Below are 20,469 nucleotides of genomic sequence, written 5' to 3'. Positions count from 1 at the left end.
TCACGATGGCGTGATCACCAGCGCCGGATTCGGCCGATCGGAGAGACGGCCGGGGCGAGGTCCGGCGGGGCCAGCGCGCGGGCCAGTTTATGCAGTGTCGCGACCGTCGACGCATCGGCAAGCCCGTCGATGCGCGCCGGCCGGAAATGCCTCTGGAAGGCGCTCACCACGGCCACCGTCGCCTCGTCATAGATGCCGGTCACGTCGAGCCCGTAGCCATAAAGGAAGAGCAGCGCCTGGAAGGCGCCGACCGCATATCCCTCGTCGCCCGGCTGCATCGCGCGACCGCCGCCGAGCGGCTCAGGCGGCACGAAATGGCCGATTCCTGCCGCCGCCAGCGCCGCCCAGGGGAACTTCTCGCCCGGATCGCGCTTGCGGGCAGGCGCCACGTCGGAATGCGCGAGAATGCCTCGGGGCTTGACCGGATGGCGCGACTGGATATCGCGGCAGAGCCCGATGACGGCATCGATCTGCGCGGCCGGAAAATCGGGATAACCGTGGTCGTGGCCCGCATTGGCGATCTCGATACCGATCGATCGCGAATTGATGTCGGTCTCGGTTTCCCAGCAGGACAGGCCGGCATGCCAGGCCCGGTCGGCCTCGTCGACGAGTTGCGTGATGCGCCCGTCCTCCGCGACGACATAATGCGCCGAGACCTGGGAGACGGGGTTGCAGAGCCACTCGATCGCCTCTTCGGCGGTCGGCATGTCGGTATAGTGAAGGATGATGAGATCGGTCGCGACGCCTTCGGCGCGCGTGCCGAAATTCGGCGATGGCCGCAAGTCGGCGGCCAGGCCGTTCCGATCCGTCATGCGAAAGCTCGTTCCCGCCGGATCCTGTCATAGGCGCCGTTGAGCGCGGCGAGCTTGGCGGTGGCGATGGCGATGAACTCGGCCGGAACGCCGCGCGCCATCAGCTTGTCGGGATGGGTGTCCGCGACGATGCGCCGGTAATGCCGCTTCACCTCGTCGTTGGAGGCGTCGCGGTCGATGCCGAGGATGAGATAGGGATCGCCCTCCTCCGGCACGATATGGCGGCTCGAGATGCGGGCAAAGGCCGGCTCCGACAATCCGAACAGCTGCGCGACGCGCCCGAGGAAATCGAGCTCGCGCTCATGCACCATGCCGTCGGCCTTGGCGATGTGGAAAAGCCCGTCGACGATGTCCTCGAAGACCTCCGCGCCCTCGGAGAACAGCCCGGCTATCTTGCGGGCATAGGCCTCGAATCCGGCGACGTCCTGCTTCGCGAGATTGAACAGCCGCGCGACGTTGCGCTTCTCGCTCTCGGGAATCTCGAAGAGCTGCTTGAAGGCGCTGATCTCGTCGCCCGTCACCACGCCGTCCGCCTTCGCCATCTTCGCGGAAAGGGCGATCATGGACACGGAAAAGGCCGCATGCCGCCGTTCCGCCGATGTGCCGAATGTGGCACGCAGGGCGTCGCAGACATGATCGATCAGAACGCAGGATCCTGGGATCCGGTGAATGATATCGCCGAGGCGGCGCCATATACTCATGATGCGCCACAATAAGGCATCCGATCCGGCGATGCGAGACCACGCGTGGTCGCGGCCGGAGGCTAAAGTCGTGACCGGTTGGGTTCGCCGCCGAAAAGTGCTCTGGTCGGCCTCGACGCGAAATCGCAGAGGCAGACATGGCGCACGACACCGGGGGCGAGGGCTGGGATTTCTGGATCGACCGCGGCGGCACGTTTACAGATATCGTCGGTCGGCGGCCGGACGGATCGATCGTCGCGCACAAGCTGCTTTCGGAGAATCCAGGCGCCTATCGCGACGCGGCCGTGCAGGGCATCCGCGATCTGCTGGGGCTCCAGCCCGGAACGACCATCCCTGCCGGTCTCGTGCGCACGGTCAAGATGGGGACGACCGTCGCCACCAATGCGCTGCTCGAGCGAAAGGGCGACCGAACGCTGCTCCTGATCACGCGCGGCTTCCGCGATGCGCTCAGGATCGGATACCAGGCACGGCCAGACATCTTCTCCAAGAAGATCGTCAAGCCCGACCAGCTTTATGAGCGTGTCGTCGAGGTCAACGAGCGCGTCCGCGTCGACGGGACGGTCGAGGCGGCACCCGACGCGGCCGAGATCGAGGCGGCGCTCTCGGCCGCGCTCGCCGACGGCATCCGCGCCGTCGCCATCGTCTTCATGCATGCCTGGCGCCATCCCGAGCACGAACGCGTCGCCGCCGAGATCGCCCGGCGGCTCGGCTTCGCGCAGGTCTCGGTGTCGCATGAGGTCTCGCCGCTGATGAAGCTGGTCGGGCGCGGCGACACCACCGTGGTTGACGCCTATCTCTCGCCGATCCTCCGCCGTTATGTGGAACAGGTGGCGGACGAGCTGGGCGCGTCGCCGGGGTCGGGGCTGACGCCCGCCTCTCAAGCCTCGCGCAAGGCACCCCACTCCCAACCCTCCCTCGCGAGCAGCTTTTCCGCCGGAAGGGCCCAGCTTCCGGCTGCGGGCTCGGAACCTCCCTCTCCCGCCTCTTGGGCAACAGCTGGAGAGGGCGGTTCTCCGGGGGACCAGACTTCTTCGCCCCGCCTCATGTTCATGATGTCCTCGGGCGGGCTGACCGATGCGGGCCTCTTCCAGGGCAAGGATGCGATCCTGTCCGGGCCGGCCGGTGGCGTCGTCGCGGCGGTCGAGACGGCGGCAGAGGCCGGCTTCGGCGAAGTCATCGGCTTCGACATGGGCGGCACCTCGACCGACGTCTCCCACTACGACGGAACGCTGGAGCGATCCTTCGAGACAGAGGTCGCCGGCGTGCGCATGCGCGCGCCGATGATGCGGATCCACACGGTCGCGGCGGGCGGCGGCTCGATCCTGCATTACGAGGCGGGACGCTTCCGCGTCGGACCGGATTCGGCCGGCGCCGATCCCGGCCCGGCCTGCTACCGCCGCGGCGGACCGCTCGCGGTGACCGACGCCAATGTCATGGCCGGCAAGCTGCAACCCGCCTGGTTCCCGAAGATCTTCGGCCCCGGCCGCGACCAGCCGCTCGACGCCGCCATCGTCCGCCAGAAATTCGAAGCGCTGGCTGCCGAGATCGGCGACGGGCGCAGCGCCGAGGCAATCGCCGACGGCTTCCTGCATATCGCCGTCGAGAACATGGCCAACGCCATCAAGAAGATCTCGGTGCAGCGCGGCTACGACGTGACCGGCTATGCGCTCAACTGCTTCGGCGGCGCCGGCGGGCAGCATGCCTGCATGGTCGCCGACAGCCTCGGCATGACGACCGTCCTCATCCACCCCTTCTCCGGCATCCTTTCGGCCTACGGCATGGGGCTCGCCGACATCCGCGCCCACAGGACCCAGGCCGTCGTCAGACCCTTGGACGGCGAAGCGGAATCGGCTCTTCAAGCCCTTGAATCAAAACTCGAAGACGAGGTTGTCGGCGAACTTCAAGGACAGGGCGTAACCGATTCCGACATCACGATCTTCGCCCGCGCGCATCTGCGCTATGACGGCACGGATACAGCCATCCCGATCGAGGTGCTGCGCAAGGGCGTCGATGGAAACGAAGGCCATCGGTCCGGTCCGGCCTGGCTGCCGCGCTCCGCCATGATCGCGGCCTTCGAGGCGGCGCACCGGCAGCAGTTCGGCTTCGTCTTCGAGGGCAAGCCGATCGTCGTCGAGAGCCTCGAGGTGGAAGCCGCAGGCGGCGGCGCGCGGATCGCGGAAGGGGTCGAGGATGCGCCGCCATCGCGTCCCGAGCCCGTCGAGCTGACCTCCTTCTACTCGGCAGGCGCAGCGCATGAGGCCGGAGTCCACCTGCGCGACCGGCTTCCGCGCGGATCTCTGATCGACGGACCGGCGCTCCTCATCGAGCAGCACCAGACCATCGTCGTCGAGCCCGGCTGGCAGGCCCGCGTCACCGAGCGCGGCCATGTCGTCCTGAAACGGATCGCCGAGCGCGCGGCGCGAAAGGCGGTCGGCACCGAAGCCGATCCGGTGATGCTGGAGGTGTTCAACAACCTCTTCATGTCGATCGCCGAGCAGATGGGCGTCACGCTCCAGAACACCGCCTATTCGGTCAACATCAAGGAACGGCTCGATTTTTCCTGCGCTGTCTTCGACCGCGCGGGCCGGCTGGTCGCCAATGCGCCGCATATGCCGGTGCATCTCGGCTCGATGGACCGCTCGGTCGAGACGATCATTGCCCAGAACGAGGATCGCATGCGGCCGGGCGACGTCTATGCGCTGAACGCGCCCTACAATGGCGGGACGCATCTGCCCGACATCACCGTCGTGACTCCCGTCTTCGATGCGCGGGGCGAGGACATTCTCTTCTTCGTCGCGAGCCGCGGCCACCATGCCGATGTCGGCGGAACCGCGCCGGGCTCGATGACACCGAGGGCGACGACGGTCGACGAGGAAGGCGTCCTGATCGACAATTTCAAGCTGGTCGATCGCGGCCGCTTCCGCGAGGCCGAGCTGGTCAAGCTCTTGACCGAACACGCTTATCCCGTCCGAAATGTCGTGCAGAACGTCGCGGACCTGAAGGCGCAGATCGCCGCCAACGAGAAGGGCGTGCACGAACTGGCGAAGATGGTGGAGCATTTCGGGCTCGACACCGTCACCGCCTATATGGGCCACGTCCAGGACAACGCCGCCGAGAGCGTGCGCCGCGTCATCGGCGCGCTGAAAGACTCGGAATTCGCCGTCGAGACCGACCAGGGCGCGACGATCCGCGTCAGGATCACGGTCGACCGCGACAGGCGCGAGGCGGTTGTTGATTTCACCGGCACCAGTCAACAGCAGTCGACAAATTTCAACGCGCCGGAGCCCGTGACGCGCGCCGCCGTGCTCTACGCCTTCCGCGTCATGGTGGAGGGCGACATCCCGATGAACGCCGGTTGCCTCCGGCCGATCCGAATCGTCATTCCGGAGGGCTCGATGCTGGCGCCGCGCTACCCGGCGGCGGTGGTGGCGGGCAATGTCGAGACCAGCCAGCACGTGACCAACGCGCTGTTCGGCGCGCTGGGCGCCCTCTCCTCGGCGCAGGGCTCGATGAACAACCTGACCTTCGGCAATGCGACCTACCAGTATTACGAGACGATCTGCTCCGGTGCGCCAGCCGGCGTCTTCAACGATGGCACCGGCTTCGACGGAACGGACGGCGTCCATACCCATATGACCAATTCGCGGCTCACCGATCCGGAGGTGCTCGAGTTCCGATTCCCGGTCCTGCTCGAGGATTTCCATATCCGTCCCGGCTCCGGCGGGCGGGGCCGCTGGTCGGCCGGCGGCGGTACGGAGCGCACGCTGCGCTTCCTCGAGGAGATGGACCTCGCGATCCTCTCCTCCCATCGCAGCGTCGCCCCGCATGGCCTTCTCGGCGGCGGGGTCGGCGCGCTCGGCCGGACCGAAGTCCGCCGCCTGGACGGCCGGGTCGAGACCCTTTCGGGCTGCGACCAGACCGTCCTGAGGCCCGGCGAGGCGGTGATCGTCACCACGCCGACGGGCGGGGGATATGGCGAGCCGGATTGACCGGGTCGCCGCCTACCAGCCGGCGACGACCAGCTTGCCGATCATCCGTCCACTCTCGACGAGCTTGTGCGCTTCCCTGAGATTGGCGGCGTTGATCGGCGAGAGCGTCTTCGTCAGCGTGGTTCGGATGGTGCCGGCATCGACGAGCGCGGCGACACGGTCGAGAATCTCGTGCTGCCGCTCGATCGCCGGCGTCCCGAAGCGCGAGCGGGCGAACATGGATTCGAACTGGAGGCCGACCGCCTTCTGGTAGAGCTGGCCGAATTCGGCGGGGCCGAAGCCGTCCACGCCCTCGATGATTCCGACATGGCCCTCCGGCGCGACCAGCGCGGCGATCTCGCCGGCATGGCCCGACGTGCCGGCGAAGGCGAGGATGATGTCCACGGCCTTGAGGCCGAGTGCCTCGATCTGCGGCGCGAGCGGGCGACTGTGGTCGACGACGTGATGGGCGCCGAGTTCCTCGACGAAGGCAACCGTCTCGGGTCGCGAGGCACTGGCGATGACCCTCAGCCCGGTCAGGGCGCGGGCGAGCTGGATGGTGATCGAGCCGACACCGCCGGCGCCGCCGAGGACGAGCAGCGAGCGCTGGTCGTCGCCGGCTCCGGGTACGACACCGATCCGGTCGAACAAGAGTTCCCAGGCGGTGAGCGCCGTCAGCGGCAGCGCCGCGGCGCCGGCGAAATCAAGGCTTTCCGGCTTGCGGCCGACGATCCGCTCGTCGACGGCGTGAAACTCGGCGTCGGTGCCGGGGCGGACGATCGACCCGGCATAGAAGACTGGATCGCCTACCTTGAAGAGCCGCGTCTCGCCGCCGGCCTCGACGACCGTTCCGGCGGCATCGAAGCCGAGGAGGCGCGGCGTGCCGGCGGGATCGGCGCTGCGACGGACCTTGAAGTCGACCGGATTCACCGAGACGGCTTCCACCTTGACGATCAGGTCCCGCGGGCCGGGCTTCGGCCGGTCGAGCGTGATGTCGACGAGCGCGTTCTCGTCGTCGATGGGCAGAGGCTTCGTGAAGGCAATGGCGCGCATGGCGATCTCCGTTCCGGTCCTCGCTGGAGGGCGAGGTGACGGGTGAGATTTCGGGCGTATTGCGCATCGGCGCAAGAACGCACATTTTTCGCCTATAGGGCCCGAAAGGATACCGTGATGGCCGGACACAAGACCTATGACCGCCGCTTCGCCGCCTGCCCGGTCGAGGTGACGCTCGACCTCATCGACGGCAAGTGGAAGGGCGTCGTGCTCTACCATCTCGGCAATGGCCCGCTGCGCTTCAACGAGCTGCGCCGCGTGACGCCGAACACCACGCAGCGCATGCTCACCAAGCAGCTTCGCGAGCTGGAGGCCGACGGCCTCGTCATCCGCACGGTCTATCCGGAGATACCGCCCCGCGTGGACTACCGCCTGTCGCCGCGCGGCGAGACGCTCCAGCCGATCATCGCCGCGCTGAAGGCCTGGGGCACGCAGCATCTCGCCGAGATGCTCGGCGGCGCAGAGGGGCAGGAGGCGGCCGCGGAGACCCTGCCCCGCCGCCGCGCTTCCGCTGCCTGATCGCTTACGCGGCGACGCCGAGATCGGCCGCAAGGCGGCGGAATTCGGCCTCGTCGAGCGAGGGCCGCACGACGCCGTTGAAAACGCCCTCGAAGACGGCCGCGGGCATGCCGGCCCGCATGCCGCCGACGAGTTCCAGCCGCTCGCCATGGTTCATGGCCGGCACCATCAGGCGCAGGAAGCCCATCATGGTCTCGGCATCGATCGAGGCGATGATGCGGTTCTCGATGGCGCGCAGCTCGTCGTCGCCGAAGAGCCCATGCAGCAGCGCCAGCGTCTCGGTTTCCTCCTCCACCATGTGCTGGAGGTCGGCGGCGATGAACAGCGAATAGCGGAGATAGAGCGCCCGCAGCAGGCCGGCTCGCTCGCCCGACGGCGCCGCCTCGATCGCATCCAGCATCCGCTCGAGCTCGTCGAAGTCGCGCTCGTGATGCTCGTGATCGTCGGCGAGCTGCTCCGTCGCGCCGGCACGGATCTGCTCGATGACTTCGTGGATATGCAGGTTCTCGTGGTGGAGATGGCCGCGGCCCGCCGCGATCAGGGCGCGCATGTCACCGACGAGCAACCGCACGGCCTCGTCGTTGTCGCCGTCGATCGCGCCGAGGCGGATCGAGAGCTGCATCTGCGCACGGCGCAGCGCCTTGTGCGGCATCGTGTAGAGGTTGTACCGGCTCTCGTCGACATAGATCGGGGTGATGGCGTTCATGGGGGACTCCGTTGTTGCGGGGTCCGTTTAGAAGATGCCCTCTCCGACTGTCTGTGATGCCCATCACTGCACTGCCAAAGCGGTTTGGGGCGCCGATTCAGCGATGCATTCTCAATTCGTGTAGGAAAGGGGCACGCTGGCAGGCGGCAGCCGCACGGCGGTCCCGTCGTCCTCGGGCAGCGCGGGAGGCACCGCCGGTGCGCTGGCCGTTCCCGTCGTGGTTGCGTCGGGCGCGCCCAACTGGTCGTCCCAGCGATAGGTGAAGGCACGCTGCTCCATCGAGACCGGGGCAGGCGCTCCGGGGGTCGTCGGCAGGCTCACCATCGGGACATTCTCGTCCAGCGTCGGCGGCGGCATTTCGAGCTTCGGCCGGCAGTAGCGCGCCGTGCCCGCGGCATTGTGATGCGCGAGATCGATGTGGATGTGGTCTTCGTGCAGGCGGTTCGATCCGGGCCCGAGCACGGTCGTGAAATAGTCGCAGGCGGTGATCAGCGTCTGGCGCAGGAAGGCCTGCGTCGCAGGATCGCCGTTCCACCAGTCGCCCTTCACGCGGATGGTCCGCCCGTCGGCGAGACGGAAGCCGGCGACGTCGAAGGCATTGGCAAAGGCGTGCTCGCTGAGCTTGTCGCCATGGCGGTTGTTGCGCGAGCGGCAGGCATAGGTGCCCATGGTCAGGATCTCGGTGACCGGCATGCCGAAGCGCTGCTGCGCCGCCGGCTGCACCGCCTGTCGGATCCACTTCTCCATCGTGTAGGTCATCATGCAGCCGAGGACGACCTCGGAGCCGCCGACCGAGACGACGCCCTGCTGGAAGGCGTTGACGCGCAGCGGCTTCTCGATGCCGCAGGCGCCGCGGCCGTCGATCTCGCGCGCCGGCTCCTGGAAATAGCTCGGCACCACCAGCTTCTGGCGATAGCAGGCGCGCTCCGTCTGGTCGCGCCACGCTTCGCGTTCATCAAAGAAATTGAGAGCGCAGCCCGCCAGCGAGGCAAAGGCGAGCACCGACCCGATACGCAACACTGGGCCCTTGAACATGCCCGTAGAATGCAGCGGTCCGCCTTAACGAAGGGTCAACCAGGATGGGCCGGCCGTCACAGGTCGCGGACGACGGCAAATCTCGTATACAAGAAGCCTCGACCCTTGAGAGGAAGCGTGATGGGCGGATTCGGAATTGTCTGCCCTTTGGCGGCGCAATCTGATCAGAATCGTGGCATTCCGAGCGAAATCTTTCAGCAGTTCGCATGCTTGGCGGAGGCAATCTTGTATACTAGGCTTTTCAGCGAAATGAAGGATGCGGTCCAGGAGGTCGGATCATGAACCGGTCGGACGCATCGCAGACGGGCGGTCGCGGCGGTCGCATCTATGCCGTGCTGCGTCAGGCCGTCGTCGACCAGGCGCTGCCGCCCGGCACGAAATTGCCGGAGGACGCGCTCGGGGCCGAATTCGGTGTCAGCCGCACGATCGTGCGCGCCGCGCTTCAGCGTCTTGCCGCCGACGGGCTGGTCGAGATGAAGACGAAGCGCACGGCGACCGTCGCGCGGCCGAGCCTCGAGGAAGCGCGTGCCGTGTTCGAGGTGCGCCGCTGCCTGGAGCGCGAAGTGGTGCGGCTCGTCGCGGCGCGGTGGAGCGAGGCTCTGCGCGACACGCTCGCCGCCCATATCGCGGCCGAGGACGACGCGGCGCGGCGGCAGGACGGACCGGCGACGATCCGTCTGGCGGCGGAGTTCCATGTGCGGCTCGCGGCGATGGCCGGCAACCCGCTGCTCGAGCGCTATGTCGGCGAGGTCGTGTCGCGCTGCTCGCTGATCCTGGCGGTGTTCGGCCGGCCGCATCGCTCGGAATGCGCGATCGGCGAGCATCGCAGCGTACTCGAGGCGCTGGCGCGCGGCGATGCGGACGCGGCGGTCGCGGCGATGGAGGACCATGTGAGCCTCGTCGAGCAGCGCGGCGTCGGCGGCGAGAGCGAGGGCGAGGCCGATCTCGGCGTCATCCTCTCGCGCTATCTCGGCCGGCGCGGCGGCGACGCCTGAGGATTCACGAGACCGATTTCCGGCGGAAGCCCCTGGGAAAGGCTCCGCCCCCTGCCGGACGACGCGCCGCAGAAGCGCGCTCCGGACGAGCCAGAGCGAACAGGACGACGAGGAGACTGCGGACATGACACTCTCGAGACGAACCCTTCTGAAAGGCGCGGGCCTCGGGGCGCTCGCCCTTTCGGCATCGGCCCTGCCCTTCCGGGCGCGGGCGGCCGGCAACCTCACCATCGGGCTCATCTATGTCGGCCCGCGCGACGATTTCGGCTGGAACCAGGCCCATGCCGTCGGCGCCGCGGCGCTGAAGTCGATCCCGGGCGTCACGGTGGTCGAGGAAGAGAACGTCCCCGAGACGAGCGCCGTTTCCAAGACGATGGAATCGATGATCGAGCTCGACGGCGCGAGCCTGCTGTTCCCGACCTCGTTCGGCTATTTCGATCCCTTCATGATCGACGCCGCCAAGAAATATCCCGATGTCGAGTTCCGCCACCCGACCTCGCTCTGGGATCCCAAGAAGCATCCCATGAATCTCGGCGGCTATTTCTGCTATCTCGACCAGGCCCATTATGTGAACGGCATCGCCGCCGGCCTTTCGACGAGCACCAACAAGATCGGCTACATCGCCGCCAAGCCGATCGCCCTCGTCCTGCGCAACATCAACGCCTTCACGACCGGCGTGCGCAAGGTCAATCCGAATGCCGAGGTCCGCCTCATCATCACCGGCGAATGGTCGCTGCCGGTGCGCGAGGCCGAGGCGGCGAATGCGCTGGCCGATGCCGGCTGCGACGTCATCGCCTGCCATGTCGACAGCCCGAAGGTGATCGTCGAGACCGCCGAGAAGCGCGGCGTGAAGAGCGTCGGCCACAATGCCGACCAGTCGTCGCTCGCCCCGAAGGGCTTCATCACCGGCGCCGAGCTGAAATGGGGCACGGTCTACACGGCCTATGCCGACCTGCTCACCAAGGGCGAGAAGCTGCCGAACGAGAACTATGGCGGCTATGACCGCGACATGGTCCAGAGCACGGCCTTCGGCGCCGGCGCCAGCGAGGAAGCGAAGAAGGCGGCGCTCGCCGCCATCGAGGAGCTGAAGGCCGGAAAGCCCTATTTCGTCGGCCCGATCAAGTCGAACACCGGCAAGCTGATCAGCGCCGAGACGATCGAGCTCTACGATCCCAGCCTGTGGGGAACCGATTATCTGGTCGAGGGCGTCGTCGGCTCGATCACCTGAGCCCGCGGACATCAACCGGCGGCGGGCACCGGCCCGCCGTCAGGCCTTCTTCTGCATCGCCTTGACGCTGCCGAGCCTCTGGCGGGCTTCCGCTTCCGAAAGCTCGGCATAGGCGGCTTCCACCGCCAGCGTCTGCGCCAGCGGATGGCCGAAACGGCGGCCGCGGATGCGCGCGATCACCGAGAAGGTGCTGTCGGGAACGCCGGCGGCGCGGCAGAGCACGGCGAGCAGCGTCGGATCCGGCCGCGCGATCAGGCGGCTGACGAGATCCGGCGGCAATCCGGCATGCGCCGCCAGCAGCATCGCGACTTCCAGCATGCGGTCATGCGAGGCGATGGCCGCGATGGCCTCGGCCACCGGCGGCGGCGCGGCGGCCGGCTCGGCAGTGCGATCGGCAGGGCGCGGGAACGCGATGACGCGCGTCACGGCATTTTCGGCGCGTCGCGAGGCGCGCTTGCGGCGGGGCGGCGCGGCGAAGGCGATGATCTCGGCGGCGCCGCGCAGCTCGGCCGCGCCCTGCCCGCAGGCGGCGACGATGCGCGCGAGGCAATCGCGCGAGAGACGCGCCGAGCGATTGGCGGCGACGGCCCGGCAGAGTGCAGGCCCGCCCTTGGCCACCAGCGCGTCGGTCACACGTTCGGAAAGGCCGGCCCTCGCCGCGACGGCCGCGAGGCCCCCATCGTCGAGGCGCGCGACGAGACCGACGAGATCGTCGTCCGAGAGCACCGGCGAGGCCTGAAGCAGCGCCGTGGCGATCGGGCCCTGCGCGGCGGCGAGCGCCAGCACCAGCGCATGCGGCGCGGTCGAGAGATCGGCCAGCATGGCGCCGGCCCGCGGCTTTGCCGAATCCGGCAGGGTGCGGACGAGATGCACCACGATGTCGCCGAAGACTTCGCCGAGCGCGACCTCCGCCCGGGCACCGGCCGCGCGATAGAGTTCGACGACGGCCGCGAGGAGCGCCTCCCGGCGGGCCGGGGCACGATCGCGGGCGAGCAGCGTCAGTTCCTCAAGCATCCTCGCCTCGCAAGCCTCGTTCGAATGGCGCGAGTGTGCCAGCCAACTCATAAGGAACGATTGCGCGATCCGGTAAATTTCGGGGTCAAAATGTTTCGATTCGCGCGGCGCAACGAATTGCCCCCTGGAGGGTCGCCACGACGCCGGAAGAGAACTTTGTTCCCCGGCTCAGGCCGCTTTTGGTACGCGTTCACGGCCTTGGCGCCGCCGCGCGCGCGGAAACCGCTTTGCCGGCGGGGCTGGATCGTTTAATCTTTGTGGCGAAATCGGGACACGGCAAGAGAGACCCCGGGAGATGCCCATGAGCCTCGCTCGTCCGATCCAGTTCCTTGCGGTCAGCGCCGCTTTTCTCTTCATTGCGGCGATCGTCGTCGGCGCGCTGTGACGCCGGTCACATCGCGCGGCTGAAGAGACCTTCCTAGAAGCCGAAGCCGGCGCGCAGCAGCGCGACCGTCGCCATGCCGGCGAGAGCGGCGAGAATGTCGTTCCGCTTGAGCAGGAACACGGCGATGGTCGCGGCGAAGCCGGCATATTCGGCCGGGCCGCCATGGGCCGCGATCGGCGCCAGGATCGATCCCATGATCGCGAGCGGCAGCGCCTTGAGCCAGGCCTCGACGCGCGGCGTCACGGCGACGAAGCGCATCAGGAAGAAGCCGGCGACGCGCGTCATATAGGCGGTCACCGTCATCGCGGCGATGACGAGCGCGAGGCCGGCCGGCGTGGAGGGATCGATGGTCATCGCGCGGCCTCCTCCGCCTTCGGCTTCCGCGGCATGAAGGCGGCGAACAGGCTGCCGGCCAATCCGCCGGCGAGCACATGCCAGGAACCGCCGACATAGCGGTCGAAGACCAAGGCCACCGCCGCGCCGATCGCAAACGGCAGGAGATCGCCCCTTCCCTTCCAGAAGCCGCAGGCGAGCGACAGGAAGAAGGCGGGCAGGAAGAAATCGAGGCCGAGCCGGCGCGGATCGCCGAGCAGGCTGCCGAAGCCGGCGCCGGCGATGGTTCCGGCGAGCCACCCGACCATGCAGGCGGCGCCCATGCCGACGAAGACGGCGACATCGTGCCGGCCGGCATCGCGCTCGCGCATCGCCGTCGCCCAATTCGGATCGACGAGCAGGAACAGCGAGGGATAGGCGATCCACGGCGATACGCCACGCATCCAGGGCTGGATCGCCGCTCCGAACAGGACATAGCGCGCATTCATGGCGACGACCGCGACGACCGTCGCGAGCAGCAGATCGGGCGCGCCCCAGGAATGCACCGCGAGCAGTTGCGCCGTGCCGGAAAAGACGAAGGCGCTCATCGCCGTCGCGCCGACGACGGGAAGTCCCGCGCCCTCGGCCAGCACGCCGAACACCGCGCCGAAGGCGATCATGCCCGGCAGCAGGCCGATGCCTTCCATGAAGCCGCGCATGAATCCGTCGCGGGTGAACCGGCTGGGATGGTGTGAGGCGGACATGAGGGGTAGCTCGGTCGATTCGCGCCGGCGGCCGGCTCCGAATGTGAGGGATCGGCTGTGCCTATCCGAAACGCGCCGCGCCTTCCAGCGTTGCCTCGCGGCAATTTGCCTGCCGCAATCGCGCATCGTAAAGAGGCCGCCGGTGCGGATGTGACAAGGACGGGCGAATGGCGAAGGGTGGCCGATCGGCGCCGGATCTCGGGCGGACCTGGCGGCGCGCGAGCTTCTATATCCGCGGCGTCGCCCGCGATGCCCTGCCCTATGCCGTCTACCAGAGCCGGCTCCAGCGCATCTTCGCCCGTCTTTCGGAAGCGCCGCCATCCGACGACATCATCCGTCGCGTCAATTACTGCAACAAGCTGGATACGGCGTCGCAGCTGGCCGAAGGCCGCCGCGTCCGCGACATCCCCGTCCGGCCGTCGACCTATTATTCCTATGACCTCAAGCAATATGCCAAGTATTTCGGCGGCGAGGCCAGGCTCCGCTACTTCTTCGGCGACCTGATCACCGTTCCGCCGGAGCCGACCATCGTCAAGAGCCGGCCGATCCACGGCGACAACCGCAATTCCGTGCTCTTCAAGCTCGACAAGCTCAGGCATTTCACGCTGCATCACGACCCCGTCGCCTTCGCCGACAAGCGCAAGAGCGCGGTCTGGCGTGGCGCGATCGCCGATCATTCGGGCCTGCGCGACACGCTGGTGCGGCGCTTCCATGACCATGCGGTCCACGATATCGGCCATGTCGGCCGCGAGCATGACGGGATCGCGGCGAAACCCTATCTCGGCATCGCCGAGCAGCTCCGCCACCGCTACCTGATCTCGGTCGAGGGCTACGACGTCGCGACCAATCTCAAATGGATCCTCGCCTCGCAGTCGCTGTGCCTGATGCCGCGGCCCGTCTACGAGACATGGTTCATGGAAGGGACGCTGGTGCCGGGGCGGCATTTCGTCGAGGTCAGGCCCGATTTCGCCGATCTCGAGGACGTCGTCGCCTATTACGACCGCAACGAGGACGAGGCGCGGTCGATCATCGCCGAGGCCAATCGCTATGTCGCCGCGTTCCGCGACGAGGAGAACGAGCGGCTCGTCTCGCTGCTCGTGCTCCAGAAATATCTCGAACGAACCGGACAGCGGCCGCCGATGCCGTGGTCGCATCTTTTCGGCAGCGGCTGACCCTTATTCGGCCGCCACGGAGCGCGTCGCGGGATCGTAGTTGAGGATCGGCGCCAGCCAGCGCTCCGCTTCCGAAACCGGCCAGCCCTTGCGCGCGGCGTAGTCCGCCGCCTGATCGGCCTCGATCCGCCCGACACCGAAATAGAAGCTCTCGGGATGGGCGAAATAGAGCCCCGAGACCGACGAGCCCGGCCACATGGCGAAGCTCTCGGTGAGCATGATGCCGGCGCCGTTCTCGGCATCGAGGAGATCGAACAGCGTCCGCTTCTCGGTATGATCGGGTTGCGCCGGATAGCCGGGCGCCGGACGGATGCCGGCATAGCCCTCGCGGATCAGCTCGGCCGGCGTCAGATTCTCGTCCGGGGCATAGCCCCAGAGCTCGCGCCGCACCCGCTCGTGCATCCGTTCGGCGAAGGCTTCGGCGAGACGGTCGGTGAGCGCCTGGCTGAGGATCTTGGAATAATCGTCGTTGGCCCGCGCGAAGCGCTCCGCCACCGCCTCCTCGCCGATGCCGGCCGTCACCGCGAAACCGCCGACATAGTCGGCGACGCCGCTGCCGACCGGCGCGACGAAATCCGACAACGCGACATGGCGGCGGCGATCCGTCGAGCGGGCGATCTGCTGGCGCAGCGTGAACAGCCGCGCCTTTTCCACCTGCCGGCTCTCGTCCTCATAGAGCGCGATGTCGTCGCCGACCGCATTGGCCGGCCAGAAGCCGACGACGCCATTGGCGCTCACCCAGCGCTCCTCGACCATCTTCGCGAGCATCGCCTCGGCATCGGCGAGCAGCGCGCGCGCCGCCGGGCCGAATTTCTCGTCATCGAGGATCTGCGGGAAGGTCCCCTTCATCTCCCAGGTCGCGAAGAAGGGCGTCCAGTCGATATAGGGAACGAGCTCGGCGATCGGATAGTCCTGGAAGAGCCGCGCGCCGAGGAAGCTTGGGCGAACCGGCCGGTAGGTCGTCCAGTCGAGCTTCAGCGCGTCGGCCCGCGCGTCGGCGAGCGTGATGCGCCGCTTCGCCTCCTGCCCGCGCTGATGCGCCTCGGCGATGCGGGCATAATCGGCCTGGATATCCGCGACATAGGCGCCGCGATCACGCCCCAGAAGGCTCGACGCGACACCGACGGCGCGGCTCGCGTCGATCACATGCACGGTCTGGCCGCGGCCATAGTTCGGATGGATCTTCACCGCCGTGTGGACGCGCGAGGTCGTCGCGCCGCCGATGAGCAGCGGCACATCGAAACCCTCGCGCTCCATCTCGGCCGCGACATGGCACATCTCGTCGAGCGAGGGCGTGATGAGCCCGGACAGGCCGACGACATCGACCTTCTCCTCGCGCGCCACCGACAGGATCTTCGCGGCCGGGACCATGACGCCGAGATCGATGACCTCGAAATTGTTGCACTGGAGCACGACGCCGACGATGTTCTTGCCGATGTCGTGCACGTCGCCCTTCACGGTCGCGAGCAGCACCTTGCCGGCGGACGACGAGCCGGAGGCGCCGAGCCGCCGCTTCTCCTCCTCCATGAAGGGCATCAGATAGGCGACGGCCTGCTTCATGACGCGGGCGGATTTCACCACCTGCGGCAGGAACATCTTGCCGGCGCCGAACAGGTCGCCGACGACGTTCATGCCGGCCATCAGCGGCCCCTCGATCACGTCCAGCGGACGCGCCGACCTCGCCCGCGCCTCCTCGGTGTCCGCCTCGATGAAATCGGTGATGCCGGCCACGAGCGCGTGCTCCAGCCGCTTCTCGACCGGCCAGTCGCGCCAGGCGAGGTCGGCCTCCTTCTTCTGCTGACCGCCGCCCTTGAAGCGCTCGGCGATCTCGAGCAGCCGCTCGGTCGAATCCTTGCGCCGGTTGAGGACGACATCCTCGCAGCGCTCGCGCAGTTCGGGATCGATGTCGTCATAGACCGGCAGCGCGCCGGCATTGACGATGCCCATGTCCATGCCGGCGGCGATGGCGTGATAGAGGAACACCGAATGCATCGCGGCGCGCACCGGCTCGTTGCCGCGGAACGAGAAGGACAGGTTAGAGACGCCGCCCGAGACATGCGCATGCGGCAGGTTCTGCCGGATCCAGCGCGCGGCCTCGATGAAATCGACGCCGTAATTGTCATGTTCCTCGATGCCGGTGGCGATCGCGAAGACGTTCGGATCGAAGACGATGTCCTCGGCCGGATAGCCGATATCGTGCACGAGGATGCGATAGGCGCGGGCGGAGATCTCGGTCTTGCGGGCGAAGGTGTCGGCCTGCCCCTTCTCGTCGAAGGCCATGACGACGACCGCGGCGCCGTAGCGGCGCAGCTTCTTCGCCTGCTCGCGGAACGGCCCCTCGCCTTCCTTGAGCGAGATCGAGTTCACGATCGGCTTGCCCTGCACGCATTTGAGCCCGGCCTCGATGACCGACCATTTCGAGCTGTCGATCATGATCGGCACGCGCGCGATATCGGGCTCGGCGGCGAGCAGGTTGAGGAAGGTGACCATCGCCGCTTCGGAATCGAGCAGGCCCTCGTCCATGTTGACGTCGAGGATCTGCGCGCCGTTGGCCACCTGCTCGCGCGCGACGTCGAGCGCCGCCGCATAGTCGCCGGCGGTGATCAGCTTCCTGAACTTCGCCGAGCCCGTGACATTGGTGCGCTCGCCGATATTGATGAAGGAGGCCGTGGCGGTGGTCATGAACGAGCTTTGCTGGTTGCCGCGCCCTGCCTCGGGCGCGATGCGCAAGGGTACAGGTTTTCCGGCAGCCGTCACGCCGCCGCGGTGAAGGGCTCCAGGCCGGACAGGCGGAGCTGCGGCGCCACTTCGGGGATGCGGCGCGGAGCGACGCCCTCGACGGCCTGCGCGATGGCGCCGATGTGATCCGGCGTCGTGCCGCAGCAGCCGCCGACGACATTGACGAGGCCGGAGCGCGCGAACTCGCCGACCAGCTTCGCCATCGCCTCGGGGCTCTCGTCATATTCGCCGAATTCGTTCGGGAGCCCGGCATTCGGATAGGCGCAGACCAGCGTGTCGGCGACGCGTCCGATCTCGTCGATATGGGCGCGCATCTCGCGCGCACCGAGCGCGCAATTGAGCCCGATCGAGAAGGGCCTCGCATGGCGCAGCGAATACCAGAAGGCGGTCGGCGTCTGGCCCGAAAGCGTGCGCCCGGACAGATCCGTGATCGTCCCCGAAATCATGACCGGCAGGCTGACGCCCTTCTCCTCGAAGACGTCCTCGACCGCGGCGACGGCGGCCTTGGCGTTCAGCGTATCGAAGATCGTCTCGATCAGGATGAGATCGGCGCCGCCGTCGACGAGACCGCGGGTGGCCTCGGCATAGGCCGCGCGAAGCTCGTCGAAGGTGACGGCGCGGAAGCCGGGATTGTTGACGTCGGGCGAGATCGAGGCGGTGCGGTTGGTCGGTCCGATCGCACCGGCGACGAAACGCGGCCGGCCTGTCGCGGCGGCGACGGCGTCGGCGGCGCGGCGGGCGATGCGGGCACCCTCGAAGTTCAGCTCGTAGGCGAGCGCCTCCATCCCGTAATCGGCCTGCGCGATCGAGGTGGACGAAAAGGTGTTGGTCTCGACGATATCGGCGCCGGCCTCGAAATACTGCCGGTGGATGGCCTCGACAGCGTCGGGCCGCGTCAGGATCAGGAGGTCGTTGTTGCCCTTGAGGTCGCGCGGCCAGTCCTTGAACCGCTCGCCGCGGAAATCGGCCTCGGTGAGCTTCAGGCGCTGGATCATCGTGCCCATGGCACCGTCGAGCACGAGGATGCGCTTCGCGGCCTCGGCGGCGAGTACTGCGCTTCGGACATGTCCCTTATTGGTCATCGATCCTGCTCCTTGCTCACGCCGCCGCGGCGACCCGGGTAGGCCGCATGCCGAGGAGGTGGCAGATAGCGTAGACGAGATCGGCGCGGTTCATCGTGTAGAAATGAAAGTCGGCCACGCCGCGGTCGACGAGGTCGAAGACCTGTTCGGCGCACACGGCGGCGGCGACCAGCTGGCGCGTCGCGGCGTCGTCCTCGAGGCCCTCGAAGCGCGCGGCGAACCAGGGCGGCACGCTGGCGCCGGCTTTTTCGGCGAACTTCGCGGTCTGGGTGAAATTCAGCACCGGCACGATGCCGGGAACGATCGGAATGTCGAGGCCGGCCGCGGCGACGCGGTCGCGATAGGCGGCATAGAGGTCGTTGTCGAAGAAGAACTGCGTGATGGCGCGGGTGGCGCCCGCGTCGACCTTGCGCTTCAGATTGTCGATCTCGGTCGCCCAGTCGGCGCTTTCGGGATGGCGCTCGGGATAGGCCGAGACCGAGACCTCGATCTCGGGATGGCGGGAGCGGATGGCGGCGACGAGATCGGCCGAGCGGTCATAGCCGCCGGGATGCGGGCGATAGGCGGCGCCGATGCCCTCGGCCGGATCGCCGCGCAGCGCGACGATGTGGCGAACGCCGGCCTCGGCATAGGCATCGACGACCGCGTCGACCTCGGCGCGGGTCGCGCCGACACAGGTGAGATGCGCCGCCGGCTTCAGCGCCGTCTCGGCGAGAATGCGCGAAACGGTCGCATGCGTGCGCTCGCGGGTCGAGCCGCCGGCGCCATAGGTCACCGAGACGAAGCACGGCGCGAGCGGCGCAAGCCGCTCGATTGAGCGCCACAGCGTCTCCTCCATCGCCTCGGTCTTCGGCGGAAAGAACTCGAACGACACGCGGAGCCCGTCGCTCCCGCTCTTCGTCCGGCTTGCCCGCGCGGCGGCCTCGCTCATCATGCGCTCTCCCAGCCCCGTTCGACGCCCGCCATGGTGAAGCGCGGATCGCGCACCAGCCAAAGCGTCACCGTGAGTGAATCGGCCCCGGCGCCCGCGCCGAGATCGAGAACCTTTTCCGTTTCGAGCCCCAGCCCGCGTGTCCAGCCGAGCATCGCGTCATGCGAGAAGCCGAGCCGGCGATGCGCATGCTTCTCGCGCAGGAATTCGAGCCCGTGCGGGGCGAAATCGGCGACGAGCAGACGCCCGCCCGGCCGCAGCACGCGCGCCGCCTCGCCGAGCGCCTCGGCCGGATCGTCGAGATAGTGCAGCACCTGATGGATCGCGACGAGATCGAAGCTGTCGCGCGCGAAGGGCAGCTTCATGATGTCGCCGAGGCGCACCTGTGCCTGCGTCACGCCGGCCTTGTCGAGATTGGCCCGCGCGACGGCGAGCATCGCGGTCGAGGCGTCGATGCCGACGCCGCTGCGATAGATCGGCGCGAAGAGCTCGAGCAGACGGCCCGTGCCGGTCCCGATGTCGAGAAAGCGGTCGATCGGCCGGTCACCGACCAGCTTCGCCATCGCCTGCTCGACCGCTGCATCGGGGACATGCAGCGAGCGGATCGTGTCCCAGTCGGCGGCATTGTCGGCGAAATAGCGCGAGGCCTCGCTCTGGTGCTGCCGCTTGACGGCCGCCAGCCATTCGCGGTCGCGCACCAGCTCCGGATCGGCCGGATCGGCGACCCCGACGAGGCTCTGCGCGATGCGGCGGCCGGGATCGCTTTCGGCGAGGCGATAATAGACCCAGGCGCCTTCCGGATAGCGCGCGATCAGCCCGCAATCGGCCAGCAGCTTCAGATGGCGCGAGATGCGCGGCTGCGACTGGCCGAGGATCGCGGTGAGATCCTTCACCGTCAGCTCGCTGCGGCACAGCAGCGCCAGGATGCGCAGCCGCGTCGGCTCGCCGGCCGCCTTCAGCGTCGCGACCAGCGTCTCCACATCGAGCTTCTCGGCACCGCCGTCCACCAGCCATCCTCCGGATGCCGCGAAGAGCGGCTTCCGCAAGATATAA

Annotated in this window: 15 protein-coding genes and 1 pseudogene; 5 read left to right on the top strand and 11 right to left on the bottom strand. The window is 67.8% G+C overall.

What is annotated here, in order from left to right:
• Positions 1-14: 14 nt before the first annotated feature.
• Complete coding sequence (locus QO015_RS20505) at positions 15-812, bottom strand: peptidoglycan recognition protein family protein (RefSeq protein WP_266283989.1); 798 nt, start codon at positions 810-812, stop codon at positions 15-17.
• On the bottom strand, positions 809-1,513 hold the full coding sequence (locus QO015_RS20500; RefSeq protein ID WP_266283987.1) for a J domain-containing protein: 705 nt from the start codon (positions 1,511-1,513) through the stop codon (positions 809-811). The genes QO015_RS20505 and QO015_RS20500 overlap by 4 nt, the downstream gene beginning before the upstream one ends.
• Positions 1,514-1,650: 137 nt before the next feature.
• On the opposite strand from QO015_RS20500, the gene QO015_RS20495 reads away from it, so the two are divergent.
• The gene (locus QO015_RS20495; RefSeq protein WP_266283985.1) at positions 1,651-5,502 is read left to right on the top strand and encodes a hydantoinase B/oxoprolinase family protein; all 3,852 of its coding nucleotides are present in this window, start codon (positions 1,651-1,653) and stop codon (positions 5,500-5,502) included.
• Between the two features lie 12 nt (positions 5,503-5,514).
• On the opposite strand, the gene QO015_RS20490 is transcribed toward QO015_RS20495, so the two are convergent.
• On the bottom strand, positions 5,515-6,534 hold the full coding sequence (locus QO015_RS20490) for a zinc-binding alcohol dehydrogenase family protein (protein WP_266283983.1): 1,020 nt from the start codon (positions 6,532-6,534) through the stop codon (positions 5,515-5,517).
• Between the two features lie 117 nt (positions 6,535-6,651).
• On the opposite strand from QO015_RS20490, the gene QO015_RS20485 reads away from it, so the two are divergent.
• Positions 6,652-7,053 carry a winged helix-turn-helix transcriptional regulator gene (locus QO015_RS20485; protein ID WP_266283981.1) on the top strand — a complete coding sequence of 134 codons (402 nt, stop codon included), beginning with the start codon at positions 6,652-6,654 and terminating at the stop codon, positions 7,051-7,053.
• A 4-nt stretch (positions 7,054-7,057) separates the two neighbouring features.
• Here QO015_RS20485 and QO015_RS20480 read toward each other — a convergent pair whose 3' ends face one another.
• Together QO015_RS20480 and QO015_RS20475 are read right to left on the bottom strand one after the other, a co-directional pair.
• Positions 7,058-7,759 (bottom strand): hemerythrin domain-containing protein, encoded by a 702-nt coding sequence (locus QO015_RS20480; protein ID WP_266283980.1) that lies wholly within the window; start codon positions 7,757-7,759, stop codon positions 7,058-7,060.
• A 111-nt stretch (positions 7,760-7,870) separates the two neighbouring features.
• On the bottom strand, positions 7,871-8,776 hold the full coding sequence (locus tag QO015_RS20475) for an extensin-like domain-containing protein (RefSeq protein WP_266283978.1): 906 nt from the start codon (positions 8,774-8,776) through the stop codon (positions 7,871-7,873).
• Between the two features lie 296 nt (positions 8,777-9,072).
• Between QO015_RS20475 and QO015_RS20470 the strand changes: the two genes are divergently transcribed.
• Entirely contained in the window at positions 9,073-9,789 is a 717-nt protein-coding gene (locus QO015_RS20470) for a GntR family transcriptional regulator (RefSeq protein ID WP_266283977.1), read from the top strand.
• Between the two features lie 124 nt (positions 9,790-9,913).
• Positions 9,914-11,017 (top strand): BMP family ABC transporter substrate-binding protein, encoded by a 1,104-nt coding sequence (locus QO015_RS20465; protein ID WP_266283976.1) that lies wholly within the window; start codon positions 9,914-9,916, stop codon positions 11,015-11,017.
• Positions 11,018-11,056: 39 nt separating this feature from the next.
• Here QO015_RS20465 and QO015_RS20460 read toward each other — a convergent pair whose 3' ends face one another.
• The 3 genes from QO015_RS20460 to QO015_RS20450 all read right to left on the bottom strand — a co-directional run bounded on the left by QO015_RS20460 (position 11,057) and on the right by QO015_RS20450 (position 13,492).
• A complete protein-coding gene (locus tag QO015_RS20460) occupies positions 11,057-12,031 on the bottom strand; it encodes a DUF2336 domain-containing protein (RefSeq protein ID WP_266283974.1) in 975 nt (324 codons plus the stop codon).
• A 418-nt stretch (positions 12,032-12,449) separates the two neighbouring features.
• Positions 12,450-12,770 (bottom strand): AzlD family protein, encoded by a 321-nt coding sequence (locus tag QO015_RS20455; RefSeq protein WP_266283972.1) that lies wholly within the window; start codon positions 12,768-12,770, stop codon positions 12,450-12,452.
• Positions 12,767-13,492: an AzlC family ABC transporter permease gene (locus QO015_RS20450; RefSeq protein WP_266283970.1), complete on the bottom strand. Its 726-nt coding sequence runs from the start codon at positions 13,490-13,492 to the stop codon at positions 12,767-12,769. Before QO015_RS20450 ends, QO015_RS20455 begins: the two co-directional genes overlap by 4 nt.
• Positions 13,493-13,659: 167 nt before the next feature.
• Here QO015_RS20450 and QO015_RS20445 point away from each other — a divergent pair, with 167 nt between their 5' ends.
• Positions 13,660-14,664, top strand: coding sequence for a glycosyl transferase family 90 (locus QO015_RS20445; RefSeq protein ID WP_266283968.1), 1,005 nt, complete (start codon positions 13,660-13,662; stop codon positions 14,662-14,664).
• A gap of 3 nt (positions 14,665-14,667) precedes the next feature.
• On the opposite strand, the pseudogene metH reads toward QO015_RS20445, so the two are convergent.
• The 3 genes and pseudogenes from metH to QO015_RS20430 form a co-directional block, all read right to left on the bottom strand.
• Positions 14,668-18,485: pseudogene (metH, locus tag QO015_RS20440) on the bottom strand (methionine synthase).
• 16 nt (positions 18,486-18,501) lie between these two features.
• Positions 18,502-19,416 (bottom strand): methylenetetrahydrofolate reductase [NAD(P)H], encoded by a 915-nt coding sequence (metF, locus tag QO015_RS20435; RefSeq protein ID WP_370877475.1) that lies wholly within the window; start codon positions 19,414-19,416, stop codon positions 18,502-18,504.
• Positions 19,416-20,423, bottom strand: a complete 1,008-nt coding sequence (locus QO015_RS20430) for an ArsR/SmtB family transcription factor (protein ID WP_266284323.1) — start codon at positions 20,421-20,423, stop codon at positions 19,416-19,418. The genes metF and QO015_RS20430 overlap by 1 nt, the downstream gene beginning before the upstream one ends.
• Between the last annotated feature and the right edge of the window lie 46 nt (positions 20,424-20,469).

This window comes from Kaistia geumhonensis (assembly GCF_030815145.1).
Classification (GTDB): domain Bacteria; phylum Pseudomonadota; class Alphaproteobacteria; order Rhizobiales; family Kaistiaceae; genus Kaistia; species Kaistia geumhonensis.
This window is presented reverse-complemented; position numbering and strand designations above follow the sequence as displayed.